General features: G+C 74.1%; 13 protein-coding genes. 7 read left to right on the top strand and 6 right to left on the bottom strand.

Annotated features, from left to right (window positions below; translation table 11 throughout):
- A partial coding sequence (locus ACWDBB_RS15740; protein ID WP_449790088.1) for an oligopeptide/dipeptide ABC transporter ATP-binding protein occupies window positions 1-354 on the top strand: 354 nt, incomplete at its 5' end.
- 35 nt (window positions 355-389) lie between these two features.
- Here the strand turns inward: ACWDBB_RS15740 and ACWDBB_RS15735 are convergent.
- The 5 genes from ACWDBB_RS15735 to ACWDBB_RS15715 form a co-directional block, all read right to left on the bottom strand.
- A complete protein-coding gene (locus tag ACWDBB_RS15735; RefSeq protein WP_449790087.1) occupies window positions 390-2108 on the bottom strand; it encodes an ABC transporter family substrate-binding protein in 1719 nt (572 codons plus the stop codon).
- A 196-nt stretch (window positions 2109-2304) separates the two neighbouring features.
- On the bottom strand, window positions 2305-4692 hold the full coding sequence (locus ACWDBB_RS15730; RefSeq protein ID WP_449790086.1) for a peptidoglycan binding domain-containing protein: 2388 nt from the start codon (window positions 4690-4692) through the stop codon (window positions 2305-2307).
- A 243-nt stretch (window positions 4693-4935) separates the two neighbouring features.
- Window positions 4936-5394 (bottom strand): DUF6113 family protein, encoded by a 459-nt coding sequence (locus tag ACWDBB_RS15725; RefSeq protein ID WP_449790085.1) that lies wholly within the window; start codon window positions 5392-5394, stop codon window positions 4936-4938.
- Window positions 5391-6299 (bottom strand): N-acetyl-1-D-myo-inositol-2-amino-2-deoxy-alpha-D-glucopyranoside deacetylase, encoded by a 909-nt coding sequence (gene mshB, locus ACWDBB_RS15720; RefSeq protein WP_449790084.1) that lies wholly within the window; start codon window positions 6297-6299, stop codon window positions 5391-5393. Before mshB ends, ACWDBB_RS15725 begins: the two co-directional genes overlap by 4 nt.
- 30 nt (window positions 6300-6329) lie before the next feature.
- Window positions 6330-6524, bottom strand: a complete 195-nt coding sequence (locus ACWDBB_RS15715; protein WP_392873618.1) for a DUF2304 domain-containing protein — start codon at window positions 6522-6524, stop codon at window positions 6330-6332.
- Window positions 6525-6837: 313 nt separating this feature from the next.
- On the opposite strand from ACWDBB_RS15715, the gene ACWDBB_RS15710 reads away from it, so the two are divergent.
- From ACWDBB_RS15710 to ACWDBB_RS15690, 5 genes are all read left to right on the top strand, one after another.
- Window positions 6838-8991, top strand: coding sequence for an alpha/beta fold hydrolase (locus ACWDBB_RS15710; protein ID WP_449790083.1), 2154 nt, complete (start codon window positions 6838-6840; stop codon window positions 8989-8991).
- Between the two features lie 182 nt (window positions 8992-9173).
- Window positions 9174-10148, top strand: a complete 975-nt coding sequence (locus ACWDBB_RS15705) for an ABC transporter ATP-binding protein (RefSeq protein WP_449790082.1) — start codon at window positions 9174-9176, stop codon at window positions 10146-10148.
- Entirely contained in the window at window positions 10145-10867 is a 723-nt protein-coding gene (locus ACWDBB_RS15700; protein ID WP_449790081.1) for an ABC transporter permease, read from the top strand. Before ACWDBB_RS15705 ends, ACWDBB_RS15700 begins: the two co-directional genes overlap by 4 nt.
- A gap of 8 nt (window positions 10868-10875) precedes the next feature.
- Complete coding sequence (locus ACWDBB_RS15695) at window positions 10876-12144, top strand: sensor histidine kinase (RefSeq protein ID WP_449790080.1); 1269 nt, start codon at window positions 10876-10878, stop codon at window positions 12142-12144.
- A 57-nt stretch (window positions 12145-12201) separates the two neighbouring features.
- Complete coding sequence (locus ACWDBB_RS15690) at window positions 12202-12558, top strand: hypothetical protein (protein ID WP_449790079.1); 357 nt, start codon at window positions 12202-12204, stop codon at window positions 12556-12558.
- A gap of 18 nt (window positions 12559-12576) precedes the next feature.
- Here ACWDBB_RS15690 and ACWDBB_RS15685 read toward each other — a convergent pair whose 3' ends face one another.
- On the bottom strand, window positions 12577-13068 hold the full coding sequence (locus ACWDBB_RS15685; RefSeq protein ID WP_449790078.1) for a GNAT family N-acetyltransferase: 492 nt from the start codon (window positions 13066-13068) through the stop codon (window positions 12577-12579).
- A gap of 84 nt (window positions 13069-13152) precedes the next feature.
- Between ACWDBB_RS15685 and ACWDBB_RS15680 the strand changes: the two genes are divergently transcribed.
- Window positions 13153-13782: a response regulator gene (locus tag ACWDBB_RS15680; protein WP_449790077.1), complete on the top strand. Its 630-nt coding sequence runs from the start codon at window positions 13153-13155 to the stop codon at window positions 13780-13782.
- The last annotated feature ends 5 nt before the right edge of the window (window positions 13783-13787 follow it).

The following is a 13787-nucleotide window of genomic DNA, read 5'->3' as shown; positions in this document are numbered from 1 at the left end:
GGTGTGGTCGCGGACGTCGCGGACAAGATCGCCGTGATGTACGCGGGGCGGATCGTGGAGACCGCCCCGGTGCACGAGCTGTACGCGCGGCCCGCACACCCGTACACCAGGGGACTGCTGGACTCGATCCCCCGGCTGGACCAGAAGGGCCAGGACCTGCACGCCATCAAGGGTCTGCCGCCGAGCCTGCTGAGCCTCCCGGAGGGCTGCGCGTTCAACCCGCGCTGCAACCGCGCCCAGGACCGCTGCCGTACCGAACTCCCGCCGCTGACACCGGTCACCGGCGAGCACGGGACGGAGTTGGCGGGCCGGCGCAGCGCCTGCCACTACTGGCGCGAGACGCTGCACGGCTGAGGACCGCCCCGGGCCCGCCCCGCGCCGGCGGGCGGCTACTTCACGAAGCCGACGTTCTCCCAGACGACGTCGGACAGGCCCGGCGCGCCGATGTTGGCGAGGTCGGCGCGGGCCCCGAACAGCTGCGGGCGCTGGTAGAGCGGCAGGACGCCGGCCACCTTCCAGAGCTCGCCGTCGGCCTGGTTGATCGCCTCGGAGGCGGTGGCGGCGTCGCTCGCGGCGGCGGCCCGGTCGAGCGCGGCGTCCACCGCCGGGCTGCCCGCGCCGACGTGGTTGGTGCCGCCGCTCTGGACGAAGTTGGCGCGGTTGCCGCTGGCCGGGAAGGGGGTGCCGATCAGCGAGTAGGCGGCGATGTCGAAGTCGTTGCGGTTGACGTACTTCTCGAAGAACTCGTTGGCGGGGGCGGTCACCGTGGTGACCTTGATGCCGACGTCCTTGAGCATCCTGGTGGTGTTGGCGGCCTCGGCCTGGGCCGGGGTGACGCCGGCCGGGACGACCATCCGCAGGTTCAGCTCCCGGCCGTCCTTCTTCCGTACGTCGCCGTCCAGCTTCCAGCCCGCCGAGTCCAGCTTGCGGGCGGCCTCGGCGGGGTCGTAGCGGGCCAGGCCGAGGGAGTTGTCGCGGTAGCCGTTCTGGTTGGTGACCAGCAGGTGGTTGTTGAGGGGGACGGCCGGCCAGTCCAGGCCGCTGAGGTCGGAGCGGATCACCACGTCCCGGTTGATCGCCTGGAAGACGGCCTGGCGGACGGTCGCGTCGCTGAGCGCGGGGGTGCGGGCGTTCAGGGTGAGCTGGCGGAAGTCGGGCCCGCCGGCACGGCGCACCACGGCGCCCCTGGTGTTCTTGACGGCCTGGTAACCGGCCACGTCCGGGCCGATGTTGACGAGGTCGATCCCGCCCTTGGCGAAGGCGGCGGCCATCGCGTCGGGCAACATCGCGTGGAAGACGATCCGGTCCAGCATGGGCTTGTCGCCCCACCAGGCGGGATCGGCGACCAGGGTGACGGTCTGGGCGGCGCGGTCCAGCTGCTCGACCTTGAACGGGCCGGCGGTGACCGGGAACCCGTCCAGGTAGGAGGTGTTGAAGAGCTCCGGGGTGGAGATCCGGCTCGCGGGCAGCAGCGGGGCGTTGCCGGCGCTGTTGAACATCGACTGCCACTCGGAGAACGGGCGGTCGAAGGTCATCACGGCCTGGTAGTCGTCCTTGCCGCGCTCGACCGCGGAGACCAGCTCGAAACCGGTGCTGCTGGAGGACTTGTAGGCCGGGTCCTTCCCGTTCAGGGCTCGCCAGTTGGCCTCGATGTCGCGCCAGGTGATCGGGGTGCCGTCGGACCAGTGGGCCTTCGGGTTGAGCGTCCAGGTGACCACCTGCCGGCCGTCCCTGAACTCGGCGTGCGCCTCCTGCAGGTAGGCGGGGTTGGGGGTCTGGGTGCCGGCCGCGTCCGAGCGGAAGAAGGTCGGCAGCAGCGGCTTGCTGACCATGACGGTCGAGGAGTCGCTGCCGTCGGCGTGGATCGGCGACCACTGGCGGGAGAACTGGGCGGCCGCCAGGTTGAGGGTGCCGCCCTGGCGCAGCTGGGCCCGGTCGTGGGGGTTGATGTCGATCGAGGTCAGCTTGGGCGAGGCGAGGGCGGACGGCAGGGCGTCAGCGGGGGTGCCGTCCTGGCCGGAGGTGCAGGAGCAGAGTGCCAGCGAGAGCGTGAGGGCGGTGAGACCGGCGAGCAGGGCCGTCCCGTGGTGCTGGAGGCGGCGGCGCATCGGCGTGCTCCCCGGGGTGGATGTGGCGGATGGTGTGGCGTCACATCTTGCTGACCGGGAGGGGGCGTTGTCGAGGGGCGGGCCCGGATGGGGCCCGCCCCTCGGGGCGCGGGTTCGTCGGACGCCACGGCGTCCGGCCGCGACGGGTTCCGACAGCGAACGTGTCAGACCGCGAAGGTGTCAGACGGCGAAGGTGTCAGACCGCGAACTTGAAGGTGCGGTCCTTGTCGCCGGTCTTGTCGAACACCGAGGTGATGCCGTCCGCGACGTCCTGCGGGGTGATCGCGGCGAGCTGGCCGTTCTTCTTGACCTTCACCTTGTCGAACGCGGTGCCCAGCTGGGCGGTGAGCGCGTCGAGGTCCCACTTGGGCACGATCTTGCCGGAGGCGTCCGGGACGAGGGTGAGCGCCTTGGCGGCGGTCTTCGGGCCGAAGTCCCAGGTCTTTGCGCCGGCCGTGACGTGCACCTTGCCGGCGGCCACCTGCTTGCCGAGGCTGTCGGCGGCGGCCTGGAGGGCCTGGGTGGAGATCTTCGGCTGGGCGGCCGTGACGGCCAGGGCGATCGGCTGGTCGGGCTTGCCGTCGGCGCGGCCGCGGTAGGCCTCCTCGATCGCGTCCAGGGCGCTCGCCGAGTCCACCGCCTGGCCGGCCCGGCCGGGCACGACGATCGGCTCGCCGTTGACGTCGCCGAACTTGACGTAGCCCTCCTGGAGGCCCTGGCCGGAGCCGGCCGCGAGGGAGTCGAGGGCGGCCTTGAGCTTGGCCCGGTCGACCTTGACCTCCGGGGCGACGGTCTTGGTGCCGCCCTTGAGCGACTTGATGACGTCGACCGGGTTGTAGCTGTGCTGGGCCAGGCCGTCCACGGTGGCGGTGGTGTCGAAGCTCAGCCCGGCGACCGCCGGGTCGAGGTCCACGGTCTGGTCGCCGATCTTCAGCTTGAGCGGCTGCTGGCCGGCCTTGCCGACGGACTCGTCCAGCTGGTGGATCGCCTGGTCACGGCTGCTGCCGCCGATCTCGGCGCCGAGCACCACGGTGCCCTTGGGGACGTCCGACTGGTTGAGCATCAGGCCGGTGCCGTAGGCGGCGGCGCCGAGGAAGAGCACCGCGGTGACGCCGTAGACGCCCAGCTTGACCAGCTTCTTGCCGGCTCCGCCGCGCTTGGCCTTGGCGGGGGCGGCGGGCTCGGCCTTCGCGGGGGCGGGGGCCGGAGCGGGCGCCGGGGTGGGGGCCGGAGCAGGGGCCGGGGCGGCCTTGTCGCCCTTGGCACCCTTGGGGCCCTTGTCGGCCTTGGGGGTCTTGCCCCCCTTGGCGTTCGTGGCGCCCTCGGGCCTCGGGCCGGGGGCCGGGGTCGGCAGCGGGGTGAGCGCGGTGGCCTCCTGGTCGCCGCCGGGCTGCGGGGCGGCACCGGGCGCGCCCGGGAAGAGGGCGCCGGGGCCCGCCGGGGTGGCCGCGTCCTGGCCGGGAGCGGCCGGGCGCTGGGTGGCGAACGGGTCGGTGCCGGTCGGGGCCGAGGCGAACAGGCCCGGCTGCGGACCGCCGTCGGCGCCGAGCGGGGCGCCGTTCAGGGGCAGACCGGGTATCGGGGCGGGCGGCGGGGTGTTGTCGCGGATCGGCGCGAAGCCTTCGACCGAGGTGTCCTCGGGGCTCGGCTCGGCGCCCGGCCCGGCCTGCGGGTGCGGCGCGGCGGCCGGGTGGCCGTTCGCCCGGAAGCCGTTCTGCGGCCCGGACTGCGGCCGGCCACCGGCCTGCTGCCCGCCCCGCTTCCCGCGGTTGCGCTGGGGCAGGCCGTTCTGCGCGTCGGCGTCGGGGACGGAGGTGCCGAACGGGTCGGCGACCGGGGCGAACGAGTCGGCGACCGGAGCGAAGGGGGCGGCGGGCTCGTACACGCCGGGCTCCTCCACCGGGGCCTCGGCGTGGAACGGCGCGGCGGGCCCGGCCGCGGCCTGCTGCTTGCCCTGGGCGGGCACCGGGCGGCCGTTCGGGGCGCCGCCCCCACGGGCCGGCGGACGGGCACCTTGCGGGCGCGGTTCGGCGGTGGCGGGCGCGGCCGGGGCCTGCGTCGCGGCCGCGGCACCGGCCGGCACGGCGGCCGAGGCGGGCTCCGCGACCGGGGCCTTCTTCTGCCGCGGCCGGAACCAGGCGCCGGTGGACTCCGACTCGGAGGTGGCCGGCGGGATCGGCGGGATCTGCCACTCCGGCGGCAGGTTCGGCGGGGAGGCCTGGCGGCCGCCGTCCTCCATCACGCCGAGCACGGGCGAGGCCGGCGCGGAGCGGTGCCGCGGGGCGTCCGGGGCGGCGGCCGGGGCGTCATCGCCCGGACTGTCCTCGTTCTTGACGGTGCTGCGGACGACGACCGGCGGGATCGGGCGCGAGCCGGGGATGTTGATCCGGACCCGGGTGGTCAGGGTGGTCTCGGTCTTCGGACCGTCGTCCTCGCCGCCCGACGCGGCGCCCGGTCCCGCGTCGGCCCGGTCGCCGCCGGGGAGCCCCGCCGGTGTGCCGTAGGGCGGCGTGCCCGACGGGTAGGCGTCCGGACCCGTGCGCCGGGGCGTCGGGTGGGCGTTGTCAGATTCGCGGCTGCTCAATGCTGCTCTGCTCCGGGTTCGCGGGCGGGCCGTGCGGCGCGACCGCGGTCGTGGTCGCCGGGCCTTGACTGGGGCGGGCGGCGGTCGGGTACGGCGTTCTGCGGGACCACCATACTGGGAAGAACAGAGCGGCGAACGGCTTCGGACAGATCCTGATACGTCCGGTTCCTCCGGTATGAGAGTAAGGCCGTTCGCTCCTGACTGCGCGTCGTACGCGGTACGGTACGCCGTGCACGACCGGCGTCAGCGCGGGGGGCCGGGCACTCCGGGGAACCAGCTGGAGCGGGTGGGCAGGGTGGCGCAGATCACGCCCAGCACCGAGCCGGCGAACAGCCAGGCCAGCGAGGTGGCGTTGGACCACAGCACGTTGTCGCCCTCGGGCCGGGGCACGATCAGCAGCAGCATCGCCAGGAACCAGCCTGCCGCGGGCGCGCCCGCGCCGAGCCGGGTGCCGGTGACCCGCAGGCCGGCGTAGAAGGTCGCGGCGGTCGCGGCGAGCGCCAGCAGGACCCCCACCGGCGGCCACAGGGCCTGCACAAAGGATCCGCAGACCGACACCGCGACGCCCAGCAGGAAGAACAGGACATAGGCCGCGATCCGGGCGATGCGCGGGGGCTGGGGCTCGGCCAGCCGCTCCTCGCGGGTGCCGAGGACGACGGCGGCGAGCGGGCGGCGGGCCGGCCCGGCGGCGGGCTTGTTCATCGGGTGCCCTCCTCGGCGTGCGCGGCGTCGGGCCCGAGGCCGGCGAACAGGTCGTCCTCCGGCTCGCCCGGCCCTGCCTGGCCGTGCACCAACTGGTAGTACTCGGTGGCGAACAGCGGCTGGGCGAGGTCGTTGGAGAGCGCGAAGAACGCGCCGTCCACGGTGATCTGGGTGGCGTGGGCGGCCAGCGCGGCGGCCTTGTGCCGCGCGTACGCGGAACCGTCCAGCACGGTGGTGACCAACTCGTCGTCGACCACGCCGGGGATGTCGGCGGGCTGCGCGACGCCCGGGAAGGACGCCTTGGCGGCGGCCTCGGCGAGCCCGGCCTCGATCACCGAGCGGGGCATCCGGTTCCAGTACACCTTGGCGATCCGCCAGGCCGGGCCCAGCTCCGGCCGGTGCGCCGGGTCGGCGGCCAGCTCGTACGCGCGCGTCGCGACCCGGTGCGCCTGGATGTGGTCCGGGTGCCCGTAGCCGCCGTCCGGGTCGTACGTGACCAGCACCTGCGGGCGCTCCTCGCGGATCACCGCGACCAGGTGGCCGGCCGCCTCCTCGACGTCCGCCCGCCAGAAGCAGCCGGGCGCGTCGTTCTCGGGCACGCCCATCATCCCGGAGTCGCGGTAGCGCCCCGGGCCGCCGAGGAAGCGGAAGTCGGTCACGCCGAGGGCGCGCATCGCCTCGGTCAGCTCGCCGATCCGGTAGGCGCCGAGGGTGTTCTCCCGATCGGCCGTCAGGTGGGCCAGCTCCGGGGGGATCACCTCGCCGCCCTCGCCGAGGGTGCAGGTCACCAGCGTGACCCGGGCGCCCTCGGCGGCGTACCGGGCCATGGTGGCGCCGTTGCCGATCGACTCGTCGTCGGGGTGCGCGTGCACCAGGAGGAGGCGGCGGCCGGTAGTCGCGGTCATGGGAGGAAGCCTACGACCGCCGCGACGGGGTCAGAGCTTCAGGCCGTTGATCATCCCGGCGAGGTTGCTGGTGACCTGGCTGATCGACGGGGCGATCGAGCTGGAGGCAAGGTAGAAGCCGAGCAGCGCGCAGACGATCGCGTGCGCCAGCTTCAGGCCGGACCGGCGGATCAGGATCACCACGATGACCAGCATCAGCACGGCGGCGGAGATGTTCATGGCCATGTCGGCTCACACCCCTTCTCGGGCACGCCGCCCCCGGGGAGGGCGGCGAGGGACGGTGCGGGACTGGGGGCTGCGGGCGACCGCGGGCCGGGACGGGCCCGACGATCACTCGCCGGACAAGTCATACCCGATGAGTGAGGGGGACATTACCCTCGGTGAGTCCACGCGCGCCGGGGCATCGTGGCATCCGAGGGGCGCATAGGCCGGTCGGAGGCGGTTTGGACCCCTTTGGGGTGTACTTGGTGACGATGCTCCGAACGAGTGATCAGCACACGTCCGGACGCGGTGGCTCGGCGTCATAAGGTCTGGTGCCATGACCTCCCACACCTCTGCCGACACCTTCCCCCGGCAGTACGCGCGGACCCTGCGCTACACCGTCGGCGCGCCCCGCTCCTTCTCCGTCGCGCCGGACGGCTCGCGGGTCGTCTTCCTCCGTTCGCCCTCCGGCCGCGACCGGGCCAACCTGCTCTGGACCCTCGACACCGCCACCGGCGAGGAGCGGATCGCCGCCGACCCGGCCGCGCTGCTCGGCGGCGGCGAGGAGGACCTCTCGCCGGCCGAGAAGGCCCGCCGCGAGCGCAGCCGCGAGGGCTCGGCCGGCATCGTCGGCTACGCCCTGGACGCGGCCGGCACCCTGGCCGCCTTCGCCCTCTCCGGCCGCCTGTTCACCACCGACCTGGCCACCGGCGCCACCACCGAACTGCCCGCGGAGGGGCCGCTGTTGGACCCGCGGCCGTCCCCGGACGGCACCCACGTCGCGTACGCCAACACCGCCGGCGAGCTGCGGCTGACCCGCGCCGACGGCAGCGGCGACCGGGTGCTCGCCGAACCGGACGGCCCGAACGTCACCTGGGGCCAGGCCGAGTTCATCGCGCAGGAGGAGATGGACCGCAACCGCGGCTTCTGGTGGTCTCCGGAGAGCGACCGGCTGCTCGTCGAGCGCGCCGACGAGAGCCCGGTGCGCCGCTGGTGGATCGCCGACCCGGCGAACCCGGACCGCGAGCCCGCCGAGGTCGCCTACCCGGCGGCCGGCAGCGCCAATGCCGAGGTCGGACTCTGGCTGCTCGACCTGCACGGCGGGCGCACCGAGGTGGTCTGGGACCGCGCCGCGTTCCCCTACCTGGGCCGGGTGCACTGGTCGAAGGGCGGCGTTCCGCTGCTCCAGGTCCAGTCCCGCGACCAGCGCCACCAGCGGATCCTCGGCCTGGACGTCGCCACCGGCACCACCGAGGTGCTGCACGAGGAGAAGGACGGCGCCTGGCTGGAGCTGTTCGCGGGCGCGCCGGCCTGGACCCCGGACGGCAAGCTGGTCCGGATCTCCGACGAGGGAGGAGTGCGGGCGCTGGTGATCGGCGACCGCACCGTGACCGGCGCCGACCTGCACGTCCGCTCGGTCGTCGCGGTCACCGAGGAGGAGGTGTTCTTCAGCGCCTCCGGCGGCGTCGGCGAGACCGACCCCGAGCCGGGCTGGATCGCCGTCGGCCGGATCAGCCACGACGGCAAGCGGCTGGGCTGGGAGTCCGCCAACGGGCGGCCGTTCACCTCCGTCACCAGCGCGGTGCACGGCGGCGGCATCACCGTCCGGGCCACCGCCGAGCCCGACCTGCCCGGCACGCTCGTCAAGGTCGCCCGGGACCTGCCCGAGGGCGTGGCGGTCGACGACGTCGCCACCATCGCCTCCCACGCCGAGACCCCGGTCATCACCGCCCGTCCGGTCTTCCGCTTCGCCGGCGAGCGCCGCATCCCCGCCGCCGTCTTCCTGCCCACCGGCTACGACCGCGAGCGGGACGGCCTGCTGCCCGTCCTGATGGACCCGTACGGCGGCCCCGGCGGCCAGCGCGTCTACCAGGCGCACAACCCGCACCTCCAGTCGCAGTGGTTCGCCGACCAGGGGTTCGCGGTGGTCGTCGCCGACGGCCGCGGCACCCCCGGGCGCGGGCCGGCCTGGGAGAAGTCGATCGCCTTCGACTTCGCCGGGGCCACCCTGGACGACCAGGCGGACGCGCTGCGGGCGCTCGCCGGGGAGTTCCCGCTCGACCTCGACCGGGTCGCCATCCGCGGCTGGTCGTACGGCGGCTACCTCGCCGCGCTCGCCGTGCTGCGCCGCCCGGACGTCTTCCACGCGGCGGTGGCCGGGGCGCCGGTGACCGACTGGGAGCTGTACGACACCCACTACACCGAGCGCTACCTGGGCGACCCGGCCGAGCGGCCCGAGGTGTACGCCGCCAACTCGCTGAGCGGGTACGCGGCCGGCCTGGAGCGCCCGCTGATGATCATCCACGGGCTGGCGGACGACAACGTGGTGGCCGCGCACACCCTGCGGCTGTCCTCGGCGCTGCTCGCCGCCGGACGGCCGCACACCGTGCTGCCGCTGTCCGGCGTCACCCACATGACCCCGCAGGAGGAGGTCGCGGAGAACCTGCTGCTGCTCCAGGTCGACTTCGTGAAGCGCTCGCTGGGCCTGTGACACCCCGCTGACCAGCGCCTTCCGCGGCCGGTGCCCCTGACGGGGGTACCGGCCGCCGGCATGACATCCGTCATGCCGAAGGCACGACGGCGGACACTGCCGCCGCCACCCGCCCGCGCGGGACTCTGAGGTGGTGCGAACAGCACCGGACGCGAAAACCACCAGGGGAGAGGAGCGGGGCGATGGGTACCGAGGTGGCCGCCTTCCGCGGCGTCGGCAAGAGCTACGGGCGGGTGCGCGCCGTGGACGGACTGGACCTCGTGCTGAGGCCGGGCGAGACCGTCGCCCTGCTCGGGCCGAACGGCGCAGGGAAGTCCACCAGTCTGGACCTGCTGCTCGGCCTGCGCGAGCCCGACCGGGGCAGCGTGACCCTGTTCGGCGGCACCCCGAGAGCGGCGATCGAGACCGGCCGGGTCGGCGCGATGCTGCAGAGCGGCGGGCTGATGTCCGACGTCAAGGTGCGTGAGCTGGTCCGGCTCGCCTGCGACGTGCACCCGCGCGGTCGGTCGGTCACGGGGGTGCTGACCGACGCCGGGATCACGGAGCTGGCGGAACGGCGGGTCGACAAGCTGTCCGGCGGCCAGGAGCAGCGGGTCCGCTTCGCCCTGGCCATCGCCGGCGACAGCGACCTGATCGTGCTGGACGAGCCCACCACCGGCATGGACGTCAGCGTGCGGCAGTCGTTCTGGGCGAGCATGCGCGCCCAGGCCGACGCCGGGCGCACGGTGCTGTTCGCCACCCACTACCTGGAGGAGGCCGACTCGATCGCCGACCGCGTCCTGGTGCTCCACCGGGGCCGGCTGATCGCCGACGGCAGCTCGGCGGAGATCAAGGCCAGGGCCGGCGCCCGCCGGATCGCCTTCGAACTCCACGACACTGACGGCGGGTTCGAGGAGTCCGTGCTGCGCACCCTGCCGGGCGTGCAGTCGCTGGACGTCACCGCGAGGGTGCCCGGGGTGCGGACGGTGCGGATCCGCACCGCGGACGCCGACGCCACCGTGGCCGGGGCCTACCGGGCGGGCCTGTACCCGCGCGGGCTGGAGGTCACCGGCGTGGGCCTGGAACAGGCCTTCCTGACCATCACCGGAGAACTGGACCGCGAGGACGGCGCCCTGGCCGCCGACACCGGGAGCACCGAGAAGGAGAGCATGCGATGACCACCCTGATCAGGCTGGAGATCCTGCGGACCCTCCGCAACCGGCGCTACCTGCTCTTCACCATCGCCTACCCGGCGCTGATGTACTTCTTCTTCATCAACGCCTACGGCTCCACCCGGCTGGCCGGCGGCCTGCCGGTGAAGACGTACTTCATGGTCTCGATGGCCACCTTCGGCGCGGTCGGCGCGGTGCTGAGCGGCAACGCGCAGCGGATCTCGCTGGAGCGCAAGAGCGGCTGGGTGCGCCAGCTGCGGCTGACCGCGCTGCCCGGCCGGGCGTACACCGTCGGCAAGATCGCGGCGACCGCGGTCACCACACTGCCGGCGATCCTGGTGGTCTTCGCGGTCGGCGCGAGCCAGGGCGTCTCCCTGGGCGCGGCGCAGTGGATCGCGCTGGCGGCCGCGCTCTGGCTGGGCAGCTTCGTCTTCGCCGCGCTCGGGGTGGCACTCGGGTACGCGGCGGCGCCGGACGCGGTGCAGCCGATCGTGATGATCACCTACATGGCGATGGCGCTGCTCGGCGGCACCTGGTTCCCGGTGAGCGGCTCGCTGGAGAAGTTCGCCCGGTTCAACCCGGTGTTCCTGTACAACAAGCTGGCCGCCTTCATCCAGCCCGGGCACTCCCTGGACACCGTCGCCGTCGCGGGGCTGGCCGGCTTCCTCGTGGTGTTCACGGCCGCCGCCGCTGCGCTGTACCGCCGCGACACCCGCCAGGCATGATGATCGACATGAGTGACGCGCGCCAGGCCCACCGCATCGACGAACCGCCGGAGGTGGGCGTGGCGCGCGCGTCCTTCATGAACGTCCCCGGCTCCCCGGTGGAGACCAGGCGGCAGCTGCTGGTCAAGGTCGCCTGGATGATGCTGTGGATGCTCTACCTGGCCTACCCGGCCGGGGACCTGCTGAGCGGCGGCCACAGCACGATCGGGACGGTGCTCGGCTGGTGCTGCCTGGCCGTGTTCATGGTCGCGTACGTGCTGCTGGTGGTCTTCCGCTCGCAGGCCGGGATGCGGCCGCGGGCCTGCCTGGCGATCGTCACGACGATGGTCGGGCTCGCGGTCGCCGCCTCCGTCGTGCTCGGCGACGCGTTCCTGACGCTGTTCATCTACGCCTCGGTGTGCGTCGCGATCATCACCCCGGCCCGCTACGGGCTGCGCGGGCTGGTCGCCATGGCCGCGCTCACCGCCGTCGTCGGCGTGGGCATCGGCGCCGATGTCGACAACGTCTCCACCTTCGCGCTCAGCGCCTTCCTCTCCGGCGTCGCGATGACCGGCCTGCAGCGGCTGGTCGCCACCATGAAGGAGCTGCGCGAGGCCCGGGCCGCGGTCGCGCACCTGGCCGCCTCCGAGGAGCGGCTGCGGCTGGCCCGCGACCTGCACGACCTGCTCGGGCACTCGCTGTCGCTGATCACCCTGAAGAGCGAGCTGGCCGGACGGTTCATGGACGCCGGCAAGGACGAGGCCGCCCGGGCGCAGGTCGCCGACATCGAACAGGTCGCCCGGCAGTCACTGATCGACGTCCGGGAGGCGGTCACCGGCTTCCGGCGCCCGACCCTGCCGGTCGAACTGGCCGCCGCCCGGACCGCGCTGGCCGCCGCCCAGGTCCGGCTGGAGGCTGCGCCGGAGCTGGTGGACGCCTGGCCGGCGCTGCCCGACGAGGAGCGGGGCGCGCTGGCCTGGGCACTGCGCGAGGCCGTGACCAACGTCGTCCGGCACGGCGAGGACGCCACCGTCTGCACGGTCGCGGCGGACGAGAGCTGGGAGGCGGGCGGCGAGCACTACGCCGTCCTGGAGGTCACCGACAACGGGCGCGGGCCGGGCAAGTCCCAGCCGGGCAACGGCCTGTCCGGTCTGGAGGAGCGGCTGGCGCTGGTCGGCGGGCGGCTGGAGACCGGGCCAGGGGAGCGCGGGCGGGGCTTCCGGCTGCGCGCCTCGGTGCCGCTGCGCACGGTGTCGGCCCCGGCCTCCGGACCCGCGCCCGCGACGAAGCCGCGCTAGTCCCCGCGCGGGCCCGCGCGGGGAACCCGGACGGCCGGTGCGGACGTCGTACCGGACATGCCCACCGTTCTCGTCATCGGCTTCGACCCGCACGCCGTCCCCGGTATGGACGGCGACGCCGTGCAGGCCGTCCTGGACGCCGAACTCCTCCGCTTCGCCGAGCACGGCATCGACGCCGCGACCGCGCTGGTCGCCCCCGACGGCACCGCCGAGCCCGCCGTCGTGGCGGCCCTGGCCGCCCGGGCCTGGGACGTCGTCGTCATCGGCGGCGGCATCCGCAAGCCCGAGGCCGCGCTCCTGTTCTTCGAGCTCGTCGTCAATCTGGTGCGTCGTCACGCCCCCGGGGCCGCCCTCGCCTTCAACACCGGCATCGCCGACAGCCTCGAATCCGCCCGCCGCTGGCTTCCGGAGTAGGCCGTCGGCCGGCCGGCCTCAGCCGAGGTCGGCGAGGGAGCGGCGGTGGGCGAGGGCGGGGCGGCCGTCGAGGAGGAACTCGTACCGGGGCTCGAAGCCGTTGTGGGCGAGGACGGCCCGCGAGGCGAGGTTGTCGAGGGTGGTGACGGCGGTGAGGGAGCGCAGGCCGTAGGCGGTGGCGGCGAGGCGGCAGGCCTCGGCCACGGCGGCGGTGGCGATGCCTCGGCCGGCGGCGGATTCGGCGACGCGGTAGCCGAGTTCGGCGCTGCCGTCGACGAGGTCGAGGAGGTTGACGCGGCCGACCAGGCCGCCGGCCGCGTCGCGGACGACGTGGAACCTGCAGACGCCCTCGGCCTGTTCGGCGAGGAGGGCGGCGTGGCGGTCCGCGAACCGGGCGAAGTACGCGTCGCCGCGGTCCGGGACGGTGCGGGCGAAGTACGCGCGGTTGGCGCGCTCGAAGGCCAGTACGGCATCGGCGTGGTCGGGGCGCAGGAGTTCCAGGGTCAGCACCGGGACAGTCTCGTCCGCGGGGCCCCGGTGAACCACCGGAATACGTCGGCCGGGTCCTCGGAGGCAGGCCCTAAGGTCGTGGCCATGAACGACACTGACAACGGGGCCTCGATCCGCGTGCTGCTCGCCGAGGATCAGGGGATGGTCCGGGAGGCGCTGGCCGCGCTGCTCGGGCTGGAGGGGGACATCGACGTCGTCGCGCAGGTCGGCCGCGGGGACGAGGTGGTGGCGGCGGTGCTCGCGAACGACGTGCAGGTCGCGGTGCTGGACATCGAGATGCCGGGGATGACGGGCATCGAGGCGGCCGCCGAGCTGCACCGCCGGGCGCCGCGGACGAAGGTGGTCATCGCGACGACCTTCGGCCGGCCCGGCTACCTGCGCCGGGCGATGGAGTCGGGTGCGGACGCCTTCCTGGTGAAGGACGCGCCGGCCGCCGAGCTGGCGGAGGCGATCCGCCGGGTGCTGCGCGGCGAGCGGGTGATCGACCCGACGCTGGCCGCCGCCGCGCTGGCCGAGGGCGCCAACCCGTTGACCGCGCGCGAGCGGGACGTGCTGGACGCGGCGGCCGACGGCGCGGTGAACGCGGACATCGCCAGGCGGCTGCACCTGTCCGAGGGGACGGTGCGCAACTACCTGTCGATGGCGATCCAGAAGACCGAGTCCCGCAACCGCACCGAGGCGGTCCGGATCGCCCGTGAGAAGGGCTGGCTCTGACGGAG

The sequence above is a fragment of the Kitasatospora sp. NPDC001095 genome (assembly GCF_053598615.1).
Note: the sequence above shows the minus strand (reverse complement) of the source record. Positions and strands in the feature narration are given on the sequence as shown.

Excerpts from the sequence above, each read along its gene's own strand:
- ACWDBB_RS15735 (WP_449790087.1), bottom strand. The coding sequence starts at position 2,108 with ATGCGCCGCCGCCTCCAGCACCACGGGACGGCCCTGCTCGCCGGTCTC.
- ACWDBB_RS15725 (WP_449790085.1), bottom strand. The coding sequence starts at position 5,394 with ATGAACAAGCCCGCCGCCGGGCCGGCCCGCCGCCCGCTCGCCGCCGTC.
- mshB (WP_449790084.1), bottom strand. The coding sequence starts at position 6,299 with ATGACCGCGACTACCGGCCGCCGCCTCCTCCTGGTGCACGCGCACCCC.
- ACWDBB_RS15715 (WP_392873618.1), bottom strand. The coding sequence starts at position 6,524 with ATGGCCATGAACATCTCCGCCGCCGTGCTGATGCTGGTCATCGTGGTG.
- ACWDBB_RS15710 (WP_449790083.1), top strand. The coding sequence starts at position 6,838 with ATGACCTCCCACACCTCTGCCGACACCTTCCCCCGGCAGTACGCGCGG.
- ACWDBB_RS15705 (WP_449790082.1), top strand. The coding sequence starts at position 9,174 with ATGGGTACCGAGGTGGCCGCCTTCCGCGGCGTCGGCAAGAGCTACGGG.
- ACWDBB_RS15700 (WP_449790081.1), top strand. The coding sequence starts at position 10,145 with ATGACCACCCTGATCAGGCTGGAGATCCTGCGGACCCTCCGCAACCGG.
- ACWDBB_RS15695 (WP_449790080.1), top strand. The coding sequence starts at position 10,876 with ATGAGTGACGCGCGCCAGGCCCACCGCATCGACGAACCGCCGGAGGTG.
- ACWDBB_RS15690 (WP_449790079.1), top strand. The coding sequence starts at position 12,202 with ATGCCCACCGTTCTCGTCATCGGCTTCGACCCGCACGCCGTCCCCGGT.
- ACWDBB_RS15680 (WP_449790077.1), top strand. The coding sequence starts at position 13,153 with ATGAACGACACTGACAACGGGGCCTCGATCCGCGTGCTGCTCGCCGAG.